Source organism: Kitasatospora sp. NPDC053057 (genome assembly GCF_044546945.1).
Classification (GTDB): Bacteria; Actinomycetota; Actinomycetes; order Streptomycetales; family Streptomycetaceae; genus Kitasatospora.
In genome coordinates, this window is record NZ_JBITZP010000019.1 from 51,923 (window position 1) to 73,621 (window position 21,699).

General features: G+C 72.6%; 22 protein-coding genes. 9 read left to right on the plus strand and 13 right to left on the minus strand.

The window, feature by feature from the left end:
• Positions 1-42 precede the first annotated feature (42 nt).
• Positions 43-1,362, minus strand: coding sequence for an MFS transporter (locus ACIG5E_RS20960; protein ID WP_396535388.1), 1,320 nt, complete (start codon positions 1,360-1,362; stop codon positions 43-45).
• Positions 1,363-1,505: 143 nt separating this feature from the next.
• On the opposite strand from ACIG5E_RS20960, the gene ACIG5E_RS20965 reads away from it, so the two are divergent.
• Entirely contained in the window at positions 1,506-2,090 is a 585-nt protein-coding gene (locus tag ACIG5E_RS20965) for a MarR family winged helix-turn-helix transcriptional regulator (protein ID WP_396236175.1), read from the plus strand.
• 118 nt (positions 2,091-2,208) lie between these two features.
• On the opposite strand, the gene ACIG5E_RS20970 is transcribed toward ACIG5E_RS20965, so the two are convergent.
• From ACIG5E_RS20970 to ACIG5E_RS20980, 3 genes are all read right to left on the minus strand, one after another.
• On the minus strand, positions 2,209-4,026 hold the full coding sequence (locus ACIG5E_RS20970) for a glycosyl hydrolase family 18 protein (RefSeq protein ID WP_396535391.1): 1,818 nt from the start codon (positions 4,024-4,026) through the stop codon (positions 2,209-2,211).
• A 353-nt stretch (positions 4,027-4,379) separates the two neighbouring features.
• Positions 4,380-4,994, minus strand: a complete 615-nt coding sequence (locus ACIG5E_RS20975) for an FxLYD domain-containing protein (protein ID WP_396535393.1) — start codon at positions 4,992-4,994, stop codon at positions 4,380-4,382.
• A gap of 112 nt (positions 4,995-5,106) precedes the next feature.
• Positions 5,107-5,667 (minus strand): DoxX family protein, encoded by a 561-nt coding sequence (locus tag ACIG5E_RS20980; RefSeq protein ID WP_396535395.1) that lies wholly within the window; start codon positions 5,665-5,667, stop codon positions 5,107-5,109.
• 186 nt (positions 5,668-5,853) lie between these two features.
• Between ACIG5E_RS20980 and ACIG5E_RS20985 the strand changes: the two genes are divergently transcribed.
• Positions 5,854-6,006: a hypothetical protein gene (locus ACIG5E_RS20985; RefSeq protein WP_396535397.1), complete on the plus strand. Its 153-nt coding sequence runs from the start codon at positions 5,854-5,856 to the stop codon at positions 6,004-6,006.
• A gap of 38 nt (positions 6,007-6,044) precedes the next feature.
• Here ACIG5E_RS20985 and ACIG5E_RS20990 read toward each other — a convergent pair whose 3' ends face one another.
• Both ACIG5E_RS20990 and ACIG5E_RS20995 read right to left on the minus strand, forming a co-directional pair.
• Positions 6,045-6,584, minus strand: coding sequence for an NADPH-dependent FMN reductase (locus tag ACIG5E_RS20990; protein WP_396535399.1), 540 nt, complete (start codon positions 6,582-6,584; stop codon positions 6,045-6,047).
• Between the two features lie 77 nt (positions 6,585-6,661).
• Positions 6,662-7,096, minus strand: a complete 435-nt coding sequence (locus ACIG5E_RS20995) for an Lrp/AsnC family transcriptional regulator (protein WP_396535401.1) — start codon at positions 7,094-7,096, stop codon at positions 6,662-6,664.
• Positions 7,097-7,315: 219 nt separating this feature from the next.
• Here ACIG5E_RS20995 and ACIG5E_RS21000 point away from each other — a divergent pair, with 219 nt between their 5' ends.
• Together ACIG5E_RS21000 and kynU are read left to right on the plus strand one after the other, a co-directional pair.
• Entirely contained in the window at positions 7,316-8,146 is an 831-nt protein-coding gene (locus ACIG5E_RS21000; RefSeq protein WP_396535403.1) for a tryptophan 2,3-dioxygenase, read from the plus strand.
• 29 nt (positions 8,147-8,175) lie between these two features.
• Positions 8,176-9,402 carry a kynureninase gene (gene kynU / locus ACIG5E_RS21005; RefSeq protein ID WP_396535405.1) on the plus strand — a complete coding sequence of 409 codons (1,227 nt, stop codon included), beginning with the start codon at positions 8,176-8,178 and terminating at the stop codon, positions 9,400-9,402.
• Positions 9,403-9,450: 48 nt separating this feature from the next.
• Here the strand turns inward: kynU and ACIG5E_RS21010 are convergent, their stop codons facing one another.
• On the minus strand, positions 9,451-10,401 hold the full coding sequence (locus ACIG5E_RS21010) for a hypothetical protein (RefSeq protein ID WP_396535407.1): 951 nt from the start codon (positions 10,399-10,401) through the stop codon (positions 9,451-9,453).
• A gap of 76 nt (positions 10,402-10,477) precedes the next feature.
• Here ACIG5E_RS21010 and ACIG5E_RS21015 point away from each other — a divergent pair, with 76 nt between their 5' ends.
• From ACIG5E_RS21015 to ACIG5E_RS21030, 4 genes are all read left to right on the plus strand, one after another.
• Complete coding sequence (locus ACIG5E_RS21015; RefSeq protein ID WP_396535409.1) at positions 10,478-11,167, plus strand: TetR family transcriptional regulator; 690 nt, start codon at positions 10,478-10,480, stop codon at positions 11,165-11,167.
• 159 nt (positions 11,168-11,326) lie between these two features.
• Complete coding sequence (locus ACIG5E_RS21020; RefSeq protein ID WP_396535411.1) at positions 11,327-12,034, plus strand: 4'-phosphopantetheinyl transferase family protein; 708 nt, start codon at positions 11,327-11,329, stop codon at positions 12,032-12,034.
• A gap of 134 nt (positions 12,035-12,168) precedes the next feature.
• Positions 12,169-12,651 (plus strand): DUF2269 family protein, encoded by a 483-nt coding sequence (locus ACIG5E_RS21025; protein ID WP_396535413.1) that lies wholly within the window; start codon positions 12,169-12,171, stop codon positions 12,649-12,651.
• 52 nt (positions 12,652-12,703) lie between these two features.
• Complete coding sequence (locus ACIG5E_RS21030; protein WP_396535415.1) at positions 12,704-13,546, plus strand: helix-turn-helix domain-containing protein; 843 nt, start codon at positions 12,704-12,706, stop codon at positions 13,544-13,546.
• 34 nt (positions 13,547-13,580) lie between these two features.
• Here the strand turns inward: ACIG5E_RS21030 and ACIG5E_RS21035 are convergent, their stop codons facing one another.
• A complete protein-coding gene (locus ACIG5E_RS21035; protein WP_396535417.1) occupies positions 13,581-14,570 on the minus strand; it encodes an Lrp/AsnC family transcriptional regulator in 990 nt (329 codons plus the stop codon).
• A 124-nt stretch (positions 14,571-14,694) separates the two neighbouring features.
• Between ACIG5E_RS21035 and ACIG5E_RS21040 the strand changes: the two genes are divergently transcribed.
• Positions 14,695-15,510, plus strand: a complete 816-nt coding sequence (locus ACIG5E_RS21040; RefSeq protein WP_396535419.1) for an inositol monophosphatase family protein — start codon at positions 14,695-14,697, stop codon at positions 15,508-15,510.
• A 15-nt stretch (positions 15,511-15,525) separates the two neighbouring features.
• Here the strand turns inward: ACIG5E_RS21040 and ACIG5E_RS21045 are convergent, their stop codons facing one another.
• From ACIG5E_RS21045 to ACIG5E_RS21065, 5 genes are all read right to left on the minus strand, one after another.
• On the minus strand, positions 15,526-16,407 hold the full coding sequence (locus ACIG5E_RS21045) for an amidohydrolase family protein (protein ID WP_396535422.1): 882 nt from the start codon (positions 16,405-16,407) through the stop codon (positions 15,526-15,528).
• Positions 16,408-16,480: 73 nt separating this feature from the next.
• Entirely contained in the window at positions 16,481-18,115 is a 1,635-nt protein-coding gene (locus ACIG5E_RS21050) for an acyl-CoA dehydrogenase family protein (protein WP_396535424.1), read from the minus strand.
• Complete coding sequence (locus ACIG5E_RS21055; RefSeq protein WP_396535426.1) at positions 18,099-18,722, minus strand: TetR/AcrR family transcriptional regulator; 624 nt, start codon at positions 18,720-18,722, stop codon at positions 18,099-18,101. The genes ACIG5E_RS21050 and ACIG5E_RS21055 overlap by 17 nt, the downstream gene beginning before the upstream one ends.
• 214 nt (positions 18,723-18,936) lie before the next feature.
• A complete protein-coding gene (locus ACIG5E_RS21060; RefSeq protein WP_396535428.1) occupies positions 18,937-20,430 on the minus strand; it encodes a S28 family serine protease in 1,494 nt (497 codons plus the stop codon).
• Positions 20,431-20,750: 320 nt separating this feature from the next.
• Entirely contained in the window at positions 20,751-21,656 is a 906-nt protein-coding gene (locus tag ACIG5E_RS21065; RefSeq protein ID WP_396535430.1) for a serine protease, read from the minus strand.
• Positions 21,657-21,699: the final 43 nt, after the last annotated feature.

Sequence of the window (21,699 nt, forward strand, 5' to 3'; positions counted from 1 at the left end):
TGACCTGGCCGACGCCCGTCTCGAACACCGTTACGGGCACCGTCACGCGGCGGTCTGCAGCTCCCGGACCGGGGCCGCGGTGCGGACCACTGCCGGGGCCGCGTTGTCCTGCTCCGCCGTGAGGTACGGGCGCAGCCGCAGCGCCAGCAGGACGATCAGCAGCGTCGAGCCCGCCATGGCGGCGAGGTAGAGCGGCCAGGTGCCGGAGCCGACCAGCAGCACGCCTACGGCCGGGCCGACCGCGATCGCGATCTGCTTCACCAGTGCGTACCCGGCGTTGTAGGTGCCGAGCAGCCGGGCCGGGGCGAGGTCCGCGACCATCGGGCCCATGGTGGGCGCCAGCAGCGACTCGCCGACGCCGAAGAGGGCGTAGATCGAGACGATGGCGACCGTGGCAGCCATGGTCTCGGTCCGGATCAGGCCGGCCACCAGGGCCATCGCCCAGGCACCGAGCCAGACCACGCCGGCCGCGGCCATCGCGGTGGTGCGGCGGCGGCGCGCGGTGATCCGCACCATGAACATCTGCAGCACCACGATGGTCACCGCGTTGGCACCGATCGCGAAGCCCAGGGTGGAGGGCGCGGTGCCGACGGTGTCGGTGGCGAAGGCCGCGACGCCGGACTCGAACTGGCCGTAGCAGGTGAAGAAGATCAGCCCGGCGAGGACGCTGAGCCGCACCATCGCCTTGTCGGCGAACAGGGCGCGCAGGCCGGTCGGGCCGTCGTTCTTCTCCTGGACGACGCTCAGCTGGGCCATCGGGCCGTAACCATTGGAAACGTGGGCGGTGCCGGTGACCAGGGCCAGGCCGAGGAAGGTGGCCGCCTCGATGGTGAACAGCCGGGTGAGACTGGCCGGGTCGGCGATGTTCACGATCTGCCCGCCGACCAGCGCGCCGATGCCCATGCCCAGGTTGACCAGGGTGAACTGCAGCGCGAAGGCGTGCGAGCGGGTCGCCGCCGTCGAGCAGCGGACGATCATCGTGGCGAGCGCCGGCTGGCAGGTGGTGACACCCGCGCCGAACAGGAACGAGGAGACCAGCAGGGCCGGCGTACCGGTGGCGTGACCGAAGGCGAACGCGCCGGTGGCGGCCAGGCCCGCGCCCGCCAGCAGCACCGGACGGGGACCGTACCGGTCGATGCCGCGCCCGGTGAACGGGAGGACGGCGAGCGCCGCCAGCGCGAAGACGGTGAACACCATCCCCGCCGCCAGCGAGCCCAGCCCGCGCACCTGGTCCACGTACACGAACATGTACGGCATCGTGAATCCGCTGCCGAAAGCACTGAGCGCGTTGCCGATCTGGACGCGGCGCAGCGGGCCGCCCGCTCCACGCTGCTGCCTCTGCTGCTTCACCGTGCCGGTCACCGTGCACATCCCTTCCTGGTTTCGACTGGAACTCTTAAGCCCAGAAGATTTCAGACCTAAACTGTGACGAGATAAAGTCTTAGCACCGGAAGGCTGCGGAGTCAAAGGCTTAAGGAGTGCACGCCCGTGCGACACTGGTCCGCATGACTACGGACAAGCCGTCGCCGGCTGCCGACAAGCCTCCGCGGGCCACTCCGCTGGAGTTCGGCATCGCCGAGCAAGTGGCCCTGTACCAGCGGGAGTTCCCCACTGTCGACCCTCAGGTCGAGACGATCGTGCAGACCCTCAACCGGGTCTCCCGGCGGATGGGCGTGGCGTACGACCGGCAGCTGACCGTGCTCGGAATCACCTCCGCCGAGTGGGAGGTGCTCAAGGCGCTGGTGGTGAGCGGCAGCCCGTACCGGCTGGGGCCGGGCGAGCTGGCCAAGCGGCTGGGGCTCACCCCGGCCGCGATGACCCACCGGATCGACCGGATGGTGGCCGAGGACCTGGTCACCCGGGAGCGGGACGAGTCCAACCGGGTGCGGGTGATCATCGAGCTGACCGAGAACGGCCGCGACAAGTGGCTGGAGTCGATGCGGATGGCGGCGGTGTTCGAGGAGGAGCTGCTGCAGGACCTCGCGGGCGAGGAGCGCGCCGCGTTGTCCGGCCTGCTGGCCCGGATGCTGCGGCGGATCGAGGAGAGCCAGCCGGACGCGCTCGGGCGCACGGCCGACCTGGCGCCGTAGCGGCCGGACACGGCGGAACGCACGGGTCCGGCCCGCCGGGGGGATGCTCCCCCGGCGGGCCGGACCCGTGCTCGTTCAGGTGCCGCGAGGTCCGTCGGGCCCTCGGGCGGTCAGCCGCTCAGCAGGGACCGTTGTCGGCCCAGACGCCCCACTGGCCGCTCTGGGTCGGATCTTCGCCCTTGGTCCACCACTTGTTGGTGTAGTAGTGGCCCTTCCACGAGACCTTGGTGCCGCCGGCCGCGTAGGTGGCGTTCGGGTCCCAGCTCGGGGCGGCCGAGCAGGTGGCCGGCGGGGTCGGAGTGCCGGTCGGAGTGCCGGTCGGGGTCCCGGTGGGCGTGCCGGTCGGGGTGCCGGTGGGCGTGCCGGTCGGGGTCTGGGTCGGCGTCGGGGTGCCGGTCGGCGGGGCCGGGCAGCCGGCGGCGGAGCCGTTGGTGGCGCTCACCATCTTGTCGAACAGGGTGGTGTTGGTGCCCAGGTCGTACAGCGAGAAGGCGAAGGAGCCGCCGAGGCCGTTGCAGTGCGCGTAGTCGAGCTTGGCCTGGATGGACCGGGCGTCCTCACCGCTCCAGAAGGTGTTGCCGTCGTAGAAGTAGGTCGCCTTGGCGTCGTCGTCCCAGAAGGTCTTGGACGGGTTGTCGACGAAGCCGGCCAGCTCCTTGTACATCTGGATGCCCGCGACGTTGCCGGACATCGCGGCGCCGGCGGCCGGGGCGGTGGCGGGCTGGAAGAGGCCGTTCCTGCCGTTGTTCTGGACGCCGGTCCAGCCGCGGTAGTAGAACGGCACACCCATGTTGATCTTGTTGGCCGGGAAGCCGCCGGGGATGCCGTACTGGGCGTCGCCGACCGTCCACGCCTTGATGGCGTTGTCGATCGAGTACTTGCCGTTGCCCGGCTTGGCCGGGGTCGACGGGTCGTTCGGGCCGGAGTACAGCGGGGCCTGGTGGTTGGTCGGCCCCTGAGGGTCCCAACCGCCGTGCATGTCATAGGTCATGACGTCGAGGAAGGTCAGGTACTGACCGATCTTGTCGGTCTCGACGTTCATGATCTTGTCCTGGCCGGCGCCGACCGCCGCCGAGAGGGCGTAGGTCTTGTTGTCGGCCTTGCCCTGGGCGTCCAGCTGGTTGCGGAACTCCTGCAGCAGCAGGGTGAAGTTCTGCTTGTCGGCCGGGCTGGAGATGTTGCCGGTGTGGCCGCCGCCGCCCGGGTACTCCCAGTCGATGTCGATGCCGTCGAAGATGCCGGCACCCGTGCCCGGGCCGCCGTAGCCGGCGTCGGACGGGAGGTTGCCCTTGATGAACATGTCGATGCAGGACGAGACCAGGTGCTTGCGCGAGGCGTCCGTGGCGGCCGCCGACGAGAAGTACTTGGAGTAGGTCCAACCACCGATCGAGAGCAGGATCTTGAGGTTGGGGTTCTTCGCCTTCAGCTTCTTCAGCTGGTTGAAGTTGCCCGCGATCGGCTGGTTCCAGACGTCGCCGACGCCGTCCACCGAGATGTCCGCGCCGAAGCTCTTCTGGTAGTCGGCGAACGCGTCGGCCGCGCCGTCACCGGCGTTGGGGTTGTTGTCGTTGGTGTCGGCGGCCTTGGTCGCCTCGAAACAGCCCAGGTCGGTCGGGGAGATGTTGGCGAAGTCGTAGATCAGGTAGTCCAGCTTCCCGGCCACGCCGGTGTCCTGGATCGTCTTCGGGTAGTACGCGTTGGCGTACACCGACCACTGGTCGTAGTAGGCGACCTTGATGCCGCCGCTGGTGGCGGTAGCGCCGGTGGAGTTGGTGGTCGCGGCGCTGGCCGCGCCGCCGCCGGACAGCGCGAGGCCCGCGCCGAGCAGCAGGGAGGCGGTGGTGCCGGCCGCGATGACGGCCAGGCCCTTCGGGCGGCGCCGGCGGGCCCCGTCCGGAGCCGGGGTTCCGGCCCTTTCAATGCGTGAGCGCAGCATGGGTGCGTGACTCCTGGGTGTGGGGGTTCCGTCGCCCGGTGGGGTTGCACGTCCGGGTGGGGCCGGACGACCGGGACATGACAGATCAGGGGTGGGGAATCGAGCGGGCAGGCCTTGACGGACACGGACGGACACCGGGATGTGCCGAACCGGCGCCCCGGCACGAGACCGGTGACGCCGGTTCAGGGGCTCCCTGCACCTGGGCAATAAAAATGGACTAGACCAACTCGCCCGTCAAGAGGTGCCGTTGGCCTTGAGACCCGCTTAAGGTTCCGCACCCGCCCCGCACCCGCCCCGCCCCGTCCTCCCCCCACCCTCACTCCCGCCCCGAACCGGGCCCGAGCCGCGAGGGTTCAGTAGCGGACGGCGTTGGCCACCTCGGCCTTGACCGTGCCCGAGAGGTCGCGGTTGGCGTGCGCGACGGCCTGGGCGCTCTGGCCCGCGGCCACGTCCTGGACGGTCACCGCGGTCGCGTCCAGCAGCTTGCCGCCCTCGTCGGTGAAGTTCACCTGGATCACGTACCGGTACGACTGCTGCCCGTGGTTGGTGACGGTCAGCTGCACCTGGGCCTTGCCGTCCGAGCCGGTCGACACCGCCCCGACGGACACGTCCCCCTTGGCGTCCAGCCCGCCCTTGATCCCGGCGACGGCCGAGGAGGCCGCCGAGATCGCCGACGAGGCCGCGGCCTCCGCCGAGGCGATCGCCCCGCCCACTCCGCCGGCCGCCGAGGCCAGCTCCGACGCGGCGGAGGCGGCGGCGCTCGCCAGCTTCTGCGCCTCCCCGGCCGCCGAGGAGGCCGAGCTGCTCGCGCTCTTCCCGGAGGAGCAGCCGGCCAGCACCGCCGAACCCAGCGCGGCGGCGGCCAACACCGCTGCCGCCAAGCGATGATGACGCTTCGTCAGCCGGGTCGGGCGCTGCGCGGTGGGGCGCGGCCCGGAGGCGGCTCGGGTGAGCGGCTGGCGGTCCATGCGGTCCTCGTTCCTTCCCGGTGCCGGGCTGCCCGGCACACCTCCCCGCCCACCCTCCGAGCCGCCCGCCGCCCCCGCCAGCAGGGGTGCTGCCTCCGGGTGACTCAGGACGCTAGGACAGCCCGGAACCCTCCTGCGCGTCGGCCTCCACCGCCGCCCGCTCCTCGCGCAGCCGCACCAGGTGGCGGCGCCGCGCCACCGCGCCGTACGCGCCCGCCGCACTCGCCACGAAGGCCAGCACACCGACCCACGACCGGTCGAAGACGTGCCCGGTCAGGTGGTCCAGCGAGTACCGCCCCGGGCCGGCCAGGCCGATCGCCAGGCCGGTCGCACCGAGGAAGGCCGGGTACTCGTAGCCACCGGACATCGCGAAGAAGCCCGCCGGGGCGTGCACCGCCACCGCGCCGGCCATCGTCCCGGCCACCACCGCGCCGGCCGCCGGGGTGGCCAGCCCGGCCACCAGCAGCGCCCCGCCGCCCGCCTCGCCGACGCCCGCCGCGATGGCGCTCTCCCGGGCCGGGTGGAAGCCCATGTGGTCCATCGCCTGGGTGGTGCCCTCCAGGCCGCCACCACCGAACCAGCCGAACAGCTTCTGGGTGCCGTGCGCGATCAGCACCCCGCCGACCGCGCTGCGCAGGGCCAGCAGGCCCAGGTCCTTACGGTTCAGGCACATGTCGCATCCTCGTTTCCGCCACGGAGTGGCCGTACCGCCAAGGTGTGGTCGTACGTACCTCCATGGCACCCGAGAGCGCCCACCCGTTCGAGCCGGGACCGCCATCCGGGCGAATTCGCCCGTGGCCAGGAATGAACGGGCGGATGGGGGAGACTAACGCCACGCCCGACCGCGGACTACCTCTGCGTGGCCGTGCTCGCGCCGCTGATGCGGCGCACCCACAGCACCTCGCTGGAGGTGCCGTCCCCGCTGCTCGGGCTGCTGCTGGCGGCCGTCGGCGTGGAACTCTTCCTGGAGGGGCTGGCCGGGCTGGGGGCTCACCTGCCCGTAGCGCACTGAGCCCGCGGGATCGGCCCGCCGGATCGGCCCGCCGGTGGTCAGGCCGCGGCCAGGCAGGCCAGCACCTCGCCGATCCGCTCGCGCACCAGCGGGTCGGCGACCAGCCCGTCCGCGCCGACCGCGCCGCGCTCCAGCGGGATCCGGACGCAGGCCTCCGCCAGCACGGCCGCGCCGGTGTAGCCGAGGACGGTGCCCAGGGTGGCCTCGGCGCCCTGGCCGCGGCCCGGGGCGGCGCAGTTGATCCAGGCCGCGGGCTTGTCCGAGATCTCGACCCCGCCGACCGTCCAGTCCAGCAGGTTCTTGAACGAGCCCGGCAGCGTCCCGGCGTACTCGGGGGTGCAGAACAGCAGCGCGTCGGCCGCCTCGATCGCCGCCCGCAGCCCGGCCACCGGCTCCGGCAGCGGGTCGGTGTCGTGGTCCGGGTTGAAGTGCGGGAGCCCGGCCAGCCCGGCGTAGTACGTGGTCCGGACGCCCGGCAGGTCGCCGGCCACCGCGGCGGCGGTGCGCAGCACGGCCTCATTGGCGGAACCGGCCCGCAGACTCCCGGGCAGCAGCAGGATGTGGCGCTCGTTCGGCATGCCGAGGAACCTACTCCTTGACGTCCACGTCAAGGCCAGCCGCCGGCCGTCGGCCGCCGGTTCCCGGCAGGCGGCCGTCAGCTCGGCAGCAGCGGCCGCCAGGGCACCGGGCTGGAGAGGATCATCGAGCTGGCCGGCGGGCCGTAGCCGCCGAGCCGATCGCAGAGCGCCTCGAACTCGGCCATCGTGGCCACCGCGACCAGCAGCACGCAGCAGGCCCCGCCGGTGACCCGGTGCAGCTGGAGCACCTCCGGCCAGGTCGCCACATCGGGGTCGCGCAGCACGCAGCGCGGGCCGTAGCACTGGACCTGGACCAGCGCGGTGATCGGCAGCCCGGCCCGAGTGGGGTCGACGTGGGCGTGGTAGCCGCTGATCACCCCGTCCGCCTCCAGGCGGCGGACCCGTTCGGCCACCGCGGGTGCGGACAGGCTCACCCGGCGGGAGAGTTCGTTGTACGAGAGCCTGGCGTCGGCCTGCAGCTCGGCCAGCAGGCGGCGGTCGACGGCGTCCATGACGGCTCCCCGGAGCGGTTGTGATCAGCGGTTTTTCATTCGTAAAGCGGATCGACCGAATGCCTCGCGAACGACAGGTCGAAACGCGCTTACGGTGCCCGTCGACCATTCAAGCGGGACGTGCCACCGCCGCACAATGGGCACCCCGGTGGAACCAGGACGTCCGTCCGCTCCGCCGGCCCCGGGCGACGAGGCCCGGACGGACCAGGAGGAATCGGGATGGGGCACGACACGGTGGAGACACCCAACCTGTCGTTCGGTAGGGGCGGCCAGCCGGGTCGGGGCACCCCGTACGCGCAGTACGTGCGTCTGGAGGAGCTGCACAGCCTCCAGCACCCGCGCAGCAAGGAGCCGGCCGAGCTGTCGTTCATCGTCACCACGCAGGTGATGGAGCTGCTCTTCGACCTGCTGCGGCACGAGTGGACGACGGCCCGGCAGGCGCTGCGCGAGGACGACCTCACCGCCGCGCTGGCCGCGCTGCGCCGCGGCACCCACGTTCAGGACGTGCTGGTGGAGTCCTGGGACCTGCTGGCCACCATGACCCCGCAGGAGTTCAACTCCTTCCGCTCGCTGTTCGGCGAGGCCTCCGGCTTCCAGTCCTCGGCCTTCCTGCACCTGGAGTTCCTGCTCGGCAACAAGAACGCCGCGCTGCTGAACATGTACGACGGGATGCCCGAGACGCAGGCCGAGCTGACCGAGGCGCTGCGCTCCCCCGGCCTGTACGACGAGGTGCTCGGCCTGCTGGCCCGGCGCGGCCTGGCCGTGCACGCGGAGCCCTCGGAGCAGCGCTACCGCCCGTCCGAGGAGGTCGCGGCGGCCTGGCGCCGGGTGTACACCGAGCCGGAGTTCGCGGCCCTGCAGCCGCTCGGCGAGGCGCTGCTGGACGTGGCCGAGCGGGTCACCCGCTGGCGCCAGCGCCACCTGAGCTCGGTCAAGCGGACCATGGGCGCCAAGCCCGGCTCGGGCGGTTCCAGCGGGCTGACCTGGCTGCGCAAGGCGGCCGAGCAGGACGTGTTCCCGGAGCTGTGGACGATCAGGGACGAGCTGTGACCGAGTCGGTGGCGGAGGAGAGAACGGGCATGATCACGCGCGAGGAGTGCGCGGCGCTGGACGCCGTCGACCCGCTGGCGGCGTTCCGCAAGGAGTTCGCCCTGCCGGACGGGGTGATCTATCTGGACGGCAACTCGCTGGGCGCGCTGCCGGTGCGCACGCCGGAGCGGGTGGCGCAGGTGGTCGAGCAGGAGTGGGGCCGGGAGCTGATCCGCAGCTGGAACGACGCCGGCTGGTTCGAGCAGCCGTACCGGTTGGGGCGGCGGATCGCGCCGCTGATCGGGGCCGATCCGGCGGAGGTGGTCGTCTGCGACACCACCTCGGTGAACCTGTTCAAGGTGCTCTCGGCGGCGCTGGAGCTGCGCCCGGGGCGGCGCACCGTGCTCGGTGACGTCGAGGCCTTCCCCACCGACCTGTACATCGCCGAGGGCGTGACCGGTCTGGTCGAGGGCGGGCGCAGCGTGCTGATCCGCCCCGAGGAGCTGGACGGGCACCTGGACGGCGACGTCGCCGCGGTGGTCCTGTCGCACGTGGACTACCGCACCGGCGAGCTGCTGGACATGCCCGGGATCACCGCCCGGGTGCAGGCCGCGGGCGCCCTGATGATCTGGGACGTGTGCCACTCGGTCGGCGCGCTGCCGATCGAACTCGGCGCCGCGAACGCGGACTTCGCGATCGGCTGCACCTACAAATACCTGAACTCCGGCCCCGGCGCACCGGCCTTCCTGTACGTCGCCGCACGGCACCTGGCGGCCGGTCCGCGGCAGCCGCTGAGCGGCTGGTTCGGGCACGCCCGCCCGTTCGCCTTCGAGCCCGGGTACGACCCGAAGCCGGGCATCGGCCGCTTCCTGACCAGCTCGCCCTCGCTGCTCGGCCAGGCCGCCCTGGGCGCCTCGCTGGACATCTGGGAGCGCGCCGACCTGGCCGCCGTACGGGCGAAGAGCCTGGCTCTGACCGACCTGTTCATCTCGCTGGTCGAGGACCTGGACGGGGTCGAGGTGGTGACCCCGCGCGAGCACGCCCGGCGCGGCAGCCAGGTCGCGCTGCGGCACGCGGACGGCTACCCGGTGGTGCAGGCCCTGATCGCGCGCGGGGTGATCGGGGACTTCCGCGCGCCGGACCTGATGCGCTTCGGCTTCACTCCGCTCTACCTCTCGTACACCGAGGTGTGGGACGCGGCCCGGCAGCTGGCCGAGGTGCTGGCGAGCGGCGAGTGGCGGGATGAGCGCTTCTCCCGCCGGGGCGAGGTGACGTAACCGGACGACGGGGGAGCGAGCGCGCGGGCCCCTCGCACCGCCAGTGGACTAACGAACCGTCAGTTCGCCGACCAGCTTGCGGTAGACGTCGAAGGCGGGCTTGGGCGTGTAGTCGTCCCGCAGCAGGCCGAAGTGGTGGAACAGCCCCGGACCGGCACTGTCGGCGTCCCTGAGGGCGAAGAACGAGTAGCTACGGACGGCGAGCCGGTCGGCCAGTTCGGCCACCGCCCGGACCACCTGTTCCACCACCTCGGCCTGTCGCTCCTCGCTCCGCCCCGGGCCGGTGGGCCAGCCGTTCTCGCAGATCCGCAGCGGAACCGCCGGGCCGATCCCGGCCCGGGGCAGCGCGTCGTCGCGGAACCCGGTGACCACCGCCCGCACGGCTTCCGCGAGTCGGCCGCCCGGGACGGGGCGGAAGACGTCCGGGAAGAAGTCCAGGCCCACGTAGTCCAGGGCGCCGTGGAAGCGCTCGTCGGCGAGCTTTCCGAGCTCCGGCCAGAAGGTGTCGGCCGGGTCGAAGGACGGCACCGCGTTGAAGCCGACCGCGAGACCGTCGTAACCGCAGGCCAGCGCCTCCTCTTTGGCTGCGATGACGCCCTCGACCAGCGCCCGGCGCACGTTCGGGATGCTGCCGTCCAGGACGGGGAGGTCCAGGTTGGGCTCCTCGCAGATCTGCACGACGGCGAGGCGGGGACCCTCGGTCCGGACGACCTGCCGGACGTAGTCCGTCCAGCCGTCCAACTCGCCGCTGCGGACGCCGAATTGCAGCACCAGCTCAAGCTTCCTCCCGTCCGTCGCGTACTGCTCGGGCCGCTTCGGGGTGCGGTGCTCGTCAGCCGCGTACGAGCGGTAGGCGCGGACCAGGAACTCCGGTTCGTCGCCCTGGAGTTCGCGCAGTGCGGCGGTGATCCGGGCGGGATCGTCGGGGCGAACCGGCTCGATCAGGCCGGTCTCGTCGCCGAGCGACCCGCCGGGGTAGATGCCGAAGGTGAAAGTCATGCGGACACCGTAGCGGATATTTTTGGTGTCACTGCAAGTTTTAAGTGACACCATGATTTGGCAGTAGGATCCCGCTATGGGACTTCGCGAACTCAAGAAGCAGCAGACCCGGGAGCTCCTGGCCGACACCGCCATGGGCCTGTTCGCCGAGCGCGGCTTCGAGCAGGTCACCGTGGTCGAGGTGGCCCGGGCCGCCGGGGTCTCGCCCAACACGGTCTTCAACTACTTCCCGACCAAGGAGGACCTGTTCTTCGACCGGCAGGACGAAGTGGCCGCCCACCTGGCCGAGGTGGTCCGACGGCGGCCGGCCGGTAGCTCCGCCATGGACGCCGTACGGGCCGACCTGCTGGCGGGCGTCGCCGACGGGGAACCGACGGTCGGGCTGAACCCCGAGGTGAGCACGTTCTGGCGGATCATCGCGGACAGCCCGGCACTGCGGGCCCGACTGCTGGAACTCGGCGAGCGCGCCGAGGCGGAGCTGGCGGCCGTCCTCGCCGAGGAGTCGGGGGCCGACCCGGAGGACCCGCTCCCCCGGGTGGTCGCGGGCGCCGTCGCCGGGGCCCACCGGGCGGTGCTCGCCGAGATCCGGCGGGCGATGGTCGCCGGGGAACCGGCCGGGGCGGTGCGGGAGCGGGTCGAGGCGGCGGTGGAACGGGCCTTCGGGCTGCTCGACTCGGGGCTCGCGGGGTATCCGGCCTCTCACGGCGGTCGTTCTGTGATCCGGCGAACCGGTGGCCTGACCCATCGACAATTCCTCCGCGCATAGAAAAGGGCAGGTATGGATGACCTGCCATGTTCCGTATTATCAGCTGTCAATCTCATAGATTCGGGACATCCAACCCCAAAACGGGCTATTCACACCTCACGGCCCCTCAGATCGGATACGAAAGTCCTTCGAACAGCCCAAGGGGTTAGGTTGGACGGCATGACCACCGAGGCCCAGGAGCAGGGCGCGCCGCTCGTCGCCGTCGCGTCCGCCGACGCCGTACTGCGGCACCCCGAAGCGGGCGAGCACCTGCTCACCGAGATCGAGCGGGCGCGCGCCGCGCGCTTCCGGCAGGAGTCCGGACGGGCCGACTTCGTCGCCGGGCACGTCCTGGTCCGGCTCTGCGCCGCCCGGCTGCTCGGCGTTCCGGCGGCCGGGCTGGTCCTCGCCCAGGAGTGCCCGGACTGCGGCCTGGCCGACCACGGCAAGCCCTACCTGCCGGACCACCCCGGGGTGCAGGTGAGCCTGTCCCACACCCGGGGCGTGGTCGCGGCCGGGGCGGGCCACCAGCCCGTCGGCGTGGACGTCGAGCTGGCCGCCCGGGGCGGCTCGCTGGGCGCGGTCGCCCGCCGGGTCCTCGCCCCGGCCGAACTGGCACTGGTCGAGGCCGCCCCGGAGCCGAACCGGGCGTTCCTGCGGCAGTGGGTGCGAAAGGAGTCGCTGATCAAGATCGGACGGGCCACCCTGGACACCCTCGGGCAGGTCGACATGTCCGCCCTGCCGCTGGACGTCCCGCCCGGCGCCCCGCTGCGCAGCCGGTTCGAGGACCTCCACCTGCTCGACTGGACCGACCCCGAGCACGGCGCCGCCGTCGCGGCCGTCAGCACCGCCCCGCCGCGCATCGTGGAGCTGGTCCCGGCGGGCTGAGCCGGGCGAGGCCGGGCGAGGGCACCCGAGCGCGGGGCCGGTGAATAAGCGGTGTTAGCGTGCCTGGTCGTGGGCACGCCGACCGCGCACGCCCGCCGACCCCAGCTGCCCACCGGATCAAAGGGTGCCCCGCCATGGCCAAGTTCCTGCTGAGCCTGCACGTCCTCGCGTCGGTCCTGTTCATAGGCCCGGTCGCGGTGGCCGTCAGCATGTTCCCGCGCCGGGCGAAGGCCGCCCTGGCCGGCGGACCGGACCAGGCCTCGGACGCGGGCGTGCTGCGCGTCCTGCACCGGATCACCCAGGTCTACGCCCTGCTCGGCGTCGCGGTGCCGGTGCTGGGCATCGGCCTGGCCCAGGTGATGGACGTGCTCGGCCAGTCCTGGCTAATCGCCTCGATGATCCTCACCGCGGTCGCCGCGCTCTCGCTGCTGCTCTTCGTCCTGCCCGGCCAGCAGGCCGCCGTGGACGCGCTCGGCCTCGCCCCGGAGGACGAGCAGCGCACCAAGGCCGTCAGCGGCCTGCGGATGCTGCCGATGACCGCCGGGGTGTTCAACCTGCTGTGGGCCGTGGTCGTGGTGCTGATGGTCATCCGCCCGGGCTCGTCCACCGGCGTCTGATCCGCACCGCCCCCTCCCGCGGGCCGGGCCCGTTCGAGTACCGTCCTCGATCATGACGATCATGGCGGGCATGGGCAGCCCGACGGGGACCGGCGTCGGCCCGCTGCTGCGCGGCTGGCGGGAACGGCGACAGCTCAGCCAACAGCACCTCGCGCTGCGGGCGGACTGCTCGGCCAGGCACCTCAGCTTCGTCGAGAACGGCCGCTCCCACCCGAGCCGGGAGCTGGTGCTGCGGCTGGCCGAACAGCTGGACATCCCGGTGCGCGAGCGCAACACCCTGCTGCTCGCGGCCGGGTACGCCCCGCACTTCCCCGAAACGCCGTTGGACGACCCGTCGATGGACGCGCTGCGCGGGGGCATCGAGCGGCTGCTCGCCGCCCACGACCCGTACCCGGCGCTGGTGGTCGACGGGGACTTCCGGGTGCTGGCGGCCAACCGCGCGCTCGCCCTGCTGCTCGACGGCGTCGCCCCGCACCTGCTGCGGCCGCCGTTCAACGCGGTCCGGATCGCCCTCCACCCCGACGGGCTGGCGCCGTGGATCGTCAACCACCGGCAGTGGCGCGGGCACCTGCTGGAACGGCTGGAACAGCAGGTGGAGCTGGTCGGCACCGAGTCGCTGCGGCGGCTGCGGGAGGAGGTCGGCGGCTACCCCGAGCCGGCCGGCGACCCGGCGGACCCGGCTGATCCGGCGGAGGGCGTCGGGGAGGTCGGCCGTCCCGTCGCGCTGCCGCTGCGGCTGCGGCACGAGGGCCGGGTGCTGTCCTTCCTGTCGACGGTCACGACCTTCGGCACACCGCTGGACGTGACCGTCTCCGAACTGGCCCTGGAGACCTTCCTGCCGGCCGACGCGGAGACGGACCGCTTCCTGCGGTCCGCGGTGGGCCCGGACCGCTGACGGCCGCCCCGCCTCAGGCCATGCGGCGGCGTGCTCACGGGCGGCGCGGCCGGTGCAGCAGCACGCCCGCCCGCTTCACCGCGCGGGCGGTGATCGTGGTCTCGGCGCGGGTCACCCCGAGCGGGCCGAGGGTGTCAGTGAGGAAGCGGTAGAGGCCGCCGTGGTCCGGGCAGAACAGCGTGGCCAGCAGGTTGGTCGGGCCGCTGGTGGCGAAGACGCCGTGCACCTGGGGGTGGCGGGCCAGCTCGGCGCCGACCTCGGCGAGCCGGCCGGGCGGCACGTCCAGCCAGAGGTTGGCGTCCACGGCCATGCCGAGCAACCGGGGGTCCACGGTGGCGTGGGTGCGCAGCAGCCCGAGCCGGTCCAGCCGGTGCAGCCGGCGCCGTACGGTCGACTCGGGTGCGTCGACCGCTCCGGCCAGCACGGCGTGGGACTGCCGGGCGTCCTCGCCCAGACGTTCCAGCAGGGCGCGGTCGAGGTCGTCCAGCGGCGGGGGCGTGGCGGGGCGCGGCGCCGGGGGCCGGGCGAGTGCGGCGGCCTCCTCGTCGGTCAGCCAGCCGGCCTGCCACTGACCGGCGTCCGCGAAGGCGTGCAGAACGGCGTGGGTGGTGGTCTCGGTGACGGCGCCGGTCGCGGGCAGCTGTCCGTAGAGCAGGCGGTCGCGGGCACCGGCGTCGCTCATCATCACGGCGCCGACCTCGTGGCCGCCGAGCATCACGTCGACGAAGGGGATGTCGGAGCGGTCGGCCAGCGCCTGGGCGATGGCGTCCACCCGGCCGCGCAGCACCCGGACCCGCAGCAGCAGCGCGCCCACGGCGGCGTCCTCGACGTCGGGCATCCGGACCACCTGCAGCACCCCGGCCTGGCGCATCCGGCCCAGCCGGCGGGTGACCGTCCGGGCGGAGACCCCCAGCACCTCGGCGATCCGGCCGGGCTCGGCCCGTCCGTCCAGCTGCAGCGCACAGACCAGGCGGCGGTCGAGGAGGTCCAGCACGGTGTCCGGATCGGTCGTGGCGAGATTCATGGATGTCCGATCTCCGTCGCTTCTCCGCGCTTGAGCGTCCTGTTCGGCAGCCCTGACGGTACTCCTTGTCCTGTTCGGCCGGAACGGACCGGCCCGCGGAAGCGATCGAGTCGAGGAGTACGACATGACGGAGTACGGCGTGGAGCTGTGGACCCTGGCGGAGGCCGTGGAGGCGGCGGTGCGCGGGGTCGGCGCCGAGCTGGCGGCCGGTCGGTCGACCGAGCCGACCCCGGAGCGGACGGCCGAGGAGGCGATGGCGCGGTTCGCGGAGCTGGACGGCCCGGCCGCCGCCGAGCTGCGCGAGCGGCTGAGCGCGCTGCGCCCGCAGGCCGGGTGGGTGCCGGAGGAGCTGGACGGGGTGCCCGCCGAGGGCGAGTGGTGGGTGTGCGACGCCACCGACGGCGCGGTGCAGTACCTGCTCGGGCAGCCGCACTGGGCGGTGACGGCGACGCTGGTGCGTGACGGTGCGGCGGTGCTGGCCGTGGTGCACGCCCCGGAGCTGTTCGGTGCGGGCCGGACCTACCGGGCGGTGCTGGGCGGCGGGGCGCAGCTGGACGGTCGGCCGATCGCGCCGCTGGAGCGCGAGTTGGCGGCCACCGTGGCCGCCACCAGCCAGCCGCCGCTGGTGGCCGCCGACCCGGTGGCGCTGCGCCGGGCCGGCGAGTCGCTGTCCGCGATGGTGGGCGCGGTGCTGGCGGTGCGCAACCTCGGCCCGACCGCCCTGCAGGTGGCCCAGGTCGGCTCCGGGCACCTGGCGCTGTTCTGGGAGTACGGGCAGGACGCGGGCAACCTGCTGCCCGGAGCACTGATCGCGAGCGAGGCGGGCGCGGCGGTGACGGACGCCGCCGGGGCGGCCTGGACGGCCGACTCGGACAGCTTCCTGGTCGCCGCGCCCGGTCTGCACGCGGACGCGGTGGGCGTGCTGCGCGTCGTCAGGTGAGGCCGAATGACCTCGTCAGCCGAGCTCGAACAGGACGGCCGCGTTGTCGTGGCAGACCGCCCGCAGCCACTCCTCCCCCAGCCCCAGCCCGGCCAGCGCCTCCAGCTGGTGGACGTACCGGTACGGGATGTTGGGGAAGTCGCTGCCCAGCAGGATGCGCTCGCGCAGCCCGCGCAGGCGCGGCAGTTCGTCGCGCGGGAACGGGGCGTCGGCCTCGGCGAAGTCGGTGAACGCCATGGTGGTGTCCAGCCGGACGGCCGGGTGGCGCTCGGCCAGGTCGAGGAAGTCTCGGTACTCGGACATGCCGAGGTGGGCGACCACCAGGACCAGACGGGGGTGCCGGTCCAGCACCGCGCCGATCGGCCCCGGGCCGGTGAACTTGCCCGGCACCGGGCCGGATCCGCAGTGGGTGACCACTGGGGCGCCGGTTTCCGCGAGCAGGCCCCAGACCTCGTCCAGCCGGGCGTCCGTCGGGTCGTAGCCGCCGACCTGGAGGTGCGCCTTGAACACCCGGGCGCCGTCCTCGATCGCCCGCGCCACGTAACCGGCCGCCCCGGGTTCGGGAAAGAAGGTCGCGGTGTGCAGGCAGTCCGGGGTGCGGGCGGCGAAGTCGGCGGCCCAGGCGTTCAGCCAGCTCGCCATGCCCGGCTTGTGCGGGTAGAGCATGGACGTGAACGCCCGGACGCCGAAGTCCCGCAGCCGCTGGACGCGTTGGTCCTCGGCCTCCCGGTAGGTGATCGGCCAGGCGCGGTTCACCAGCGGGCCGGCCGCGTCGAAGTAGGCCCACACCTTGTCGAGGACGTTCTTCGGCATGAAGTGGGTGTGCACGTCGACCAGTCCGGGCAGGCCCAGGGACTGCCAGAACTCCCGTACCTCCGTGGCCTCTTGGGTGCTCATGCGCCCGCCTCGCCGCGCTCGGCAGGGCCATGCGCCCACGCGCACCTCCTGATGACTCGCTCGCTCCGCTCGCTCATGCGGGCACCGGGCGGGCGCGGTCGATGATCTCCCCGGCGTCGACGCCGGGCGGCAGGGTGCCGTAGGCGGCACCGTGGTCGCCGCCGAGCCGGCTGGCGCAGAAGGCGTCGGCCACCGCCGGGCTGCCGTACCGGACCAGCAGCGAACCCTGGAAGGCCAGCGCCATCGACTCGACCAGTCGCCGGGTGCGGTACTCCAGATCGGTCAAGTCGCTGAGCTGCTTGCGCAGTTCGGCGACGGCCGCGTCCAGTCGGCGGTCCGCGCCGGCGGCCGCGTCGAGCTCGCCGAGGAAGGCCTCGATCGTCTCCGGGCGCTTGGCCATGGCGCGCAGGGCGTCCAGGGCGGCGACGTTGCCGGAGCCCTCCCAGATCGACACCAGCGGCGCCTCCCGGTAGAGCCGGGGCATCCCGGACTCCTCGACGTAGCCGTTGCCGCCCAGACACTCCAGCGCCTCGGCGGAGTGCGCCGGGCCGCGCTTGCACACCCAGTACTTGGCCACCGCCAGGCCCAACCGCCGTACCAGCGTCTCGGTTTCGTCCCCGGCGAGGGCGAGGTCGGTGGCCTGGGCGAGCCGCATCGCGACGGCGGTGGCCGCCTCGGACTCCACCACCAGGTCGGCCAGCACGTTGCGCATCAGCGGCTGGTCGACCAGCGCCCTGCCGAACGCCCGCCGGTACAGGGCATGGTGGACGGCCCTGGTGGCGCCGTAGCGCATGCCGGAGGCGGCGCCGATGGTGCAGTCCAGGCGGGTCATGTTGACCATCTCGATGATGGTCGGCACGCCCCGGCCCTCCTCGCCGACCAGCCAGCCGACCGCGCCGTCGTACTCCAGCTCGGCGGAGGCGTTGGACTTGTTGCCGAGCTTGTCCTTGAGCCGCATCAGGTGCAGCCGGTTGCGGCTGCCGTCCGGGAGGATGCGCGGCAGCACGAAGCAGCTGAGCCCGCCGGGGGCCTGGGCGAGGGTCAGGAAGAGGTCGGACATCGGCGCCGAGGTGAACCACTTGTGGCCGGTGAGCCGGTAGGTGCCGTCGGCGTGCGGCGCGGCGGCGGTGGTGTTGGTGCGGACGTCCGAGCCGCCCTGCTTCTCGGTCATCGACATGCCGGCGATCAGCCCGCGCTTGGTGCGCGGCTCGCGCAGCCCGAAGTCGTACTCGGTGGCGGCCAGCAGCGGCTCCAACTCGGCGGCCAGGGAGGCGTTCTGGCGCAGGGCGGGGACGGCGGCGTAGGTCATCGAGATCGGACAGGTGTGGCCGGCCTCGACCTGGCCCCAGACGAAGAACTTGGCGGCGCGGGCGGAGTGGGCACCGGGCCGCTCGTCCCGCCAGGGCGCGGCGTGCAGGCCGTACGAGACGGCGGTGCGCATCAGCTCGTGCCAGTACGGGTGGAACTCGACCTCGTCGATCCGGTGGCCGAAGCGGTCGTGGGTGCGCAGCACCGGCGGGTTCTCGTTGGCCAGCCGGCCCCACTCGGCGGCCTGCTCGGAGCCCGCCAGGCGGCCGAGTTCGCGCAGTTCGGGCTCGGCCCAGCCCGCGCCGGCCCGCTGCAGGGCGGCGAGCAGGGTCGGGTCGGCGGCGGTGTCGTGGCCGTACGGCAGGGGCACCTGGTTGGTGACCTCATGCGTCGCTGTCATCGCGTCCTCCCAGGGCACGCAGGGTGAAGGAGACCAGGGCGGGGACCACCTCCGTGGCCCGCCCGGGATCGGAGGGTTCGGCCGCGAGCGGGCCGGCCAGTGCCTCGCCGACCGCGCCAACCAGGGCGGCGGCGGTCAGCACCGGATCCTGCTCGGGGAGTTCGCCGGCCGCCACGGCGGCGGCGATCTCGGTGGCGATCACGTCCCGGAACGCCCGCCGGAAGACCAGGCGCTCGCCGTCCACCACCGCGTCGGCGGGCTCGACCAGCAGCGCGTAGGCCAGCCGGGGGGCGCGCAGGGCGCGGGCGGCGAAGGTCTCCACCACGGCGGCGATCCGCTGCTGCGGAGCGTCCCGGCGGGCGACGGCGGCGTTCACGGCGGCGATCTCGCGGGTGACCACCCGGCGGAACAGCTCCACCGACAGTTCGGCCTTGTTGGCGAAGTGCTGGTAGAGGCTGCCGGTGGCGATCCCGGCGCGGTCCGCCACGGCGGCCATGGTGCAGTCGCCGTAGCCGCGCTCGGCGAGCAGGCCCACCGCCGACTGCAGCACCGCCTCGCGCTGGGCGTCCAGGCGGGCTTGGACGGCGGGGGTGCGTCGGTAGGCCATGGAAGTATTGAAGCACTGATTCAGTGCTTCGGGGAGGGGGCCGGATCGGCGGGGTTGGCAGGGTCGGCTGGATCGGCGGGGGTCGGCGGGGGTGCGTCGGTAGGCGGGGTCGGCGCGGTCGCCCTGGTGCCGGCGGCTGCGGCGCCCGGCCCGAACGACGAGAGGCCGCCCCGGGCGGGGCGGCCTCCTGGTTCTGCGGGACTGCTACCGAGGGTTACAGCGGGCGGCGCTCCTGCTCCAGCCGCTGGCCCTCGACGTCGAGCGGGCCGAAGGGTGCCCCCGCCTGCGGCGACTTGGCGAGCGAGCGGGCGGCGGCCTGGTCACCCAGACCGGCCCACTCCAGCACCTTGGCGGTGGCCTCCGCCGACTGCTCGGCCGGCAGCTTGCCGATGTTGGAGCCGTGGTTGCCGCCGGGCACGACGTAGACGTAGCTGTCGTCGCTGCCCCAGCCGAGGTGGAACGGCTTGGCACCCCAGGGGTCGTTGCCGCCGTAGACGAACATGATCCGCTCGCCCTCGCGCTTCACCCAGCGGTCGATGTCGGGCATCGCGTACGGGTTGAAGACGGTCGGGATCTCCTTCGGCACGTAGGAGCGGGCCGAGTAGAGCTCCTTGTAGTCGTAGTGCAGCTGGTCCTGCAGGTACGAGACGTCGAAGAACGGCGCACCCAGCTCGGTCGCGGCCTGGTAGTAGTACGCGGTGTACTTCGCCAGCGACTGGTCGCTGTTGCCGGTGATGCCCGACTGCGCGTCGTACCAGGCGTACAGCTCGTCGTCGGTCGCGGTGGCGGCCACCGGGACCTTGGCGCAGTCCGACTCCAGGCTGTACTGCCAGAACGCCCAGACCACGTCGAGCACGCCGGCCTCGTAGGCGCGGTCCGGGGTGCCGAGGGTGTTGAAGGTGGAGCCCGCCGCCTTGTTGTCGGCGATGTAGCGGGGCTCCAGGCGGTCGCGGCGCACCAGCAGCTCGCGCTGGGCGGCGTTCAGCTTGGCGCGGCACTCGGGGGTGCCGACGTTGCGGAAGAAGTCGGTGTAGGCCGAGTAGTCGCTGACGTCGGTGTTGTTCGGCGCGACGTAGGCGATCGTGCCCGCCACGTCGTCCGGGTAGAACCGGCGGTAGAAGGTGGAGGACATGCCGCCCTTGCTGGCGCCGGTGGAGAGCCACTCCTGCTGGTAGATCCGCTTGAGCGCGGTCACCAGCTTGTGCGAGTCGGCGGCTTGCTGGCGGATGCCCGCCTTGGACCAGTCGGCCGGCTCGGGGCGGGAGGGGGTGAAGAAGCGGTACTCGATGGAGACCTGGTTGCCGTCCACCAGCCGGGTCGGCTCGGTGCGGGACGGGGTGGTGCCCAGCGTGTAGCCGTTGGTGTAGAAGACGGTCGGGCGGTCGTAGCCGCGGTGCAGCACGCTGAAGCGCTGCTGGAAGGTGCCCAGCCAGGGGCGGAAGTGGTCGATCGGCTGGGTGTAGGTGGCCAGGAAGTAGCGGTGGCCGGTGGTGGTGGGCTGCTCCTCGGTGATCGTCACCCCGGGGATCGCCGCCAGTCGGTCCTTGATGTCGGCGTTCGGATCGTCGGCGGGGCTCCGGCCGTGCGCGGCCGCGGCCGCCTCGCTCCCCTGGCCGACGGCGGCCGCGGCCGGGGTGGCCAGGCCGGTGATCGCGAACACCGGTATCAGCAGGACGGAAACCAACAGCCTCTTCAGCTTGGTTGTCATCAACTCTCCATCTGGTAAACGGACATGACAGCTGCCTCGTCGGCATCACACTGCGGTGCGGGTGGTGCGGCGGCCGCCCGGGGACGGCCGAATGGGCCACCCACCTGGTGGCGGGTGGCCCATCGGGGGAAGGTGCTGGTCAGTGGGGTTGCCTCGGTTCCGTCGGCTGCTCGGGTGGCCGCCCGCTGAAGGGGTGCGGTGCGGGCGGGCCAGGGCTCACGGGCGGGTCGGAGCCCGCGGGCGGGTCGGTGCCCGCGGGCGGGTCGGTGCCCGCGGGCGGGTCGTGCTCACGGGCGGAGCAGGCTTACGGGGGGAGCAGGTTACGGGCGGGCCAGCGTGCAGCCCGGGAGGGTGAGGTCGAAAGTGTTCCCGGCGGAGAAGCAGGCCGGGATGATGTAGGTCTCCTGGGCGTATCCGATGCCCTGGTGCACCGTCACCGCGCCGGACTGGTCGACCTCACACGGGTTGTCGAGGGTGCAGGACTCGCCGTTCTCGTTGATCGTGTTGTTGACGGCGACGACCAGGCCGGTGTTCGCGTCGACGACCGGCGAGCCGGAGGTGCCGCCGATCACGTTGCAGCCCGAGGTGTAGCGGACCGAGTCGTTGAAGGTCCAGTCGGCTTCCTTGAGTTGGTAGGCGAAGCCGTCGACCGAGCAGGAGTAGATCTGCTTCCAGTAGCCGGAGACCACCCGGATGTCGGTGCCCTGCACGGGGTGGTCGCCGGAGACGGTCAGCGGGGAGATCCCGGTCTGGGCCTGGATCGTGTCGTAGCTGGAGTCGAGCTGGTAGATCGTCACGTCGGTGCCGGTCATCGCGCTGTAGACCACCTTGGTGGCGTTCAGCGTGCCGACCTCATTGGCGGAGCCGTCGAGCAGGGTGAAGGTGCGGCTGGACGGCTGGTTGACGATCACCTGGCCGGGGCGCGGCATGCCGGTCTCCAGGCAGTGGCCGTTGGTGAGCACCAGTCCGAGGTCGCTGCCGACCGAACCTGGCATCCGGACCAGCGAGCCGGAGCAGTTGCTGAGCGCCACGGTGCCGCTGAAGTCGACGGCGTCGAGGGGGCGGGCGGCCTTGTCCGGTACGGCGGCGACCCTGGCGACCTTCGCGGTGGCGGCAGTTGCGGTGGCAGTGGTTGCGCTGGCGGCCTGAGCCGGGGCAGCTCCGGTCAGTGCGGTGGCTCCGGCGACCAGGACCGCGGTGAGCATGCCTATGAGCGGCTTCTTCATGAGAGACCTCTCGGTGTGGGGGTCTCCCAAAATTGTCGTGGAC

Coding starts and splice junctions, on each gene's coding strand:
- ACIG5E_RS20965 (WP_396236175.1), top strand. CDS start 1,506: ATGACTACGGACAAGCCGTCGCCGGCTGCCGACAAGCCTCCGCGGGCC.
- ACIG5E_RS20970 (WP_396535391.1), bottom strand. CDS start 4,026: ATGCTGCGCTCACGCATTGAAAGGGCCGGAACCCCGGCTCCGGACGGG.
- ACIG5E_RS20975 (WP_396535393.1), bottom strand. CDS start 4,994: ATGGACCGCCAGCCGCTCACCCGAGCCGCCTCCGGGCCGCGCCCCACC.
- ACIG5E_RS20980 (WP_396535395.1), bottom strand. CDS start 5,667: ATGTGCCTGAACCGTAAGGACCTGGGCCTGCTGGCCCTGCGCAGCGCG.
- ACIG5E_RS20990 (WP_396535399.1), bottom strand. CDS start 6,584: ATGCCGAACGAGCGCCACATCCTGCTGCTGCCCGGGAGTCTGCGGGCC.
- ACIG5E_RS20995 (WP_396535401.1), bottom strand. CDS start 7,096: ATGGACGCCGTCGACCGCCGCCTGCTGGCCGAGCTGCAGGCCGACGCC.
- ACIG5E_RS21000 (WP_396535403.1), top strand. CDS start 7,316: ATGGGGCACGACACGGTGGAGACACCCAACCTGTCGTTCGGTAGGGGC.
- kynU (WP_396535405.1), top strand. CDS start 8,176: ATGATCACGCGCGAGGAGTGCGCGGCGCTGGACGCCGTCGACCCGCTG.
- ACIG5E_RS21010 (WP_396535407.1), bottom strand. CDS start 10,401: ATGACTTTCACCTTCGGCATCTACCCCGGCGGGTCGCTCGGCGACGAG.
- ACIG5E_RS21015 (WP_396535409.1), top strand. CDS start 10,478: ATGGGACTTCGCGAACTCAAGAAGCAGCAGACCCGGGAGCTCCTGGCC.
- ACIG5E_RS21020 (WP_396535411.1), top strand. CDS start 11,327: ATGACCACCGAGGCCCAGGAGCAGGGCGCGCCGCTCGTCGCCGTCGCG.
- ACIG5E_RS21025 (WP_396535413.1), top strand. CDS start 12,169: ATGGCCAAGTTCCTGCTGAGCCTGCACGTCCTCGCGTCGGTCCTGTTC.
- ACIG5E_RS21030 (WP_396535415.1), top strand. CDS start 12,704: ATGACGATCATGGCGGGCATGGGCAGCCCGACGGGGACCGGCGTCGGC.
- ACIG5E_RS21035 (WP_396535417.1), bottom strand. CDS start 14,570: ATGAATCTCGCCACGACCGATCCGGACACCGTGCTGGACCTCCTCGAC.
- ACIG5E_RS21040 (WP_396535419.1), top strand. CDS start 14,695: ATGACGGAGTACGGCGTGGAGCTGTGGACCCTGGCGGAGGCCGTGGAG.
- ACIG5E_RS21045 (WP_396535422.1), bottom strand. CDS start 16,407: ATGAGCACCCAAGAGGCCACGGAGGTACGGGAGTTCTGGCAGTCCCTG.
- ACIG5E_RS21050 (WP_396535424.1), bottom strand. CDS start 18,115: ATGACAGCGACGCATGAGGTCACCAACCAGGTGCCCCTGCCGTACGGC.
- ACIG5E_RS21055 (WP_396535426.1), bottom strand. CDS start 18,722: ATGGCCTACCGACGCACCCCCGCCGTCCAAGCCCGCCTGGACGCCCAG.
- ACIG5E_RS21060 (WP_396535428.1), bottom strand. CDS start 20,430: ATGACAACCAAGCTGAAGAGGCTGTTGGTTTCCGTCCTGCTGATACCG.
- ACIG5E_RS21065 (WP_396535430.1), bottom strand. CDS start 21,656: ATGAAGAAGCCGCTCATAGGCATGCTCACCGCGGTCCTGGTCGCCGGA.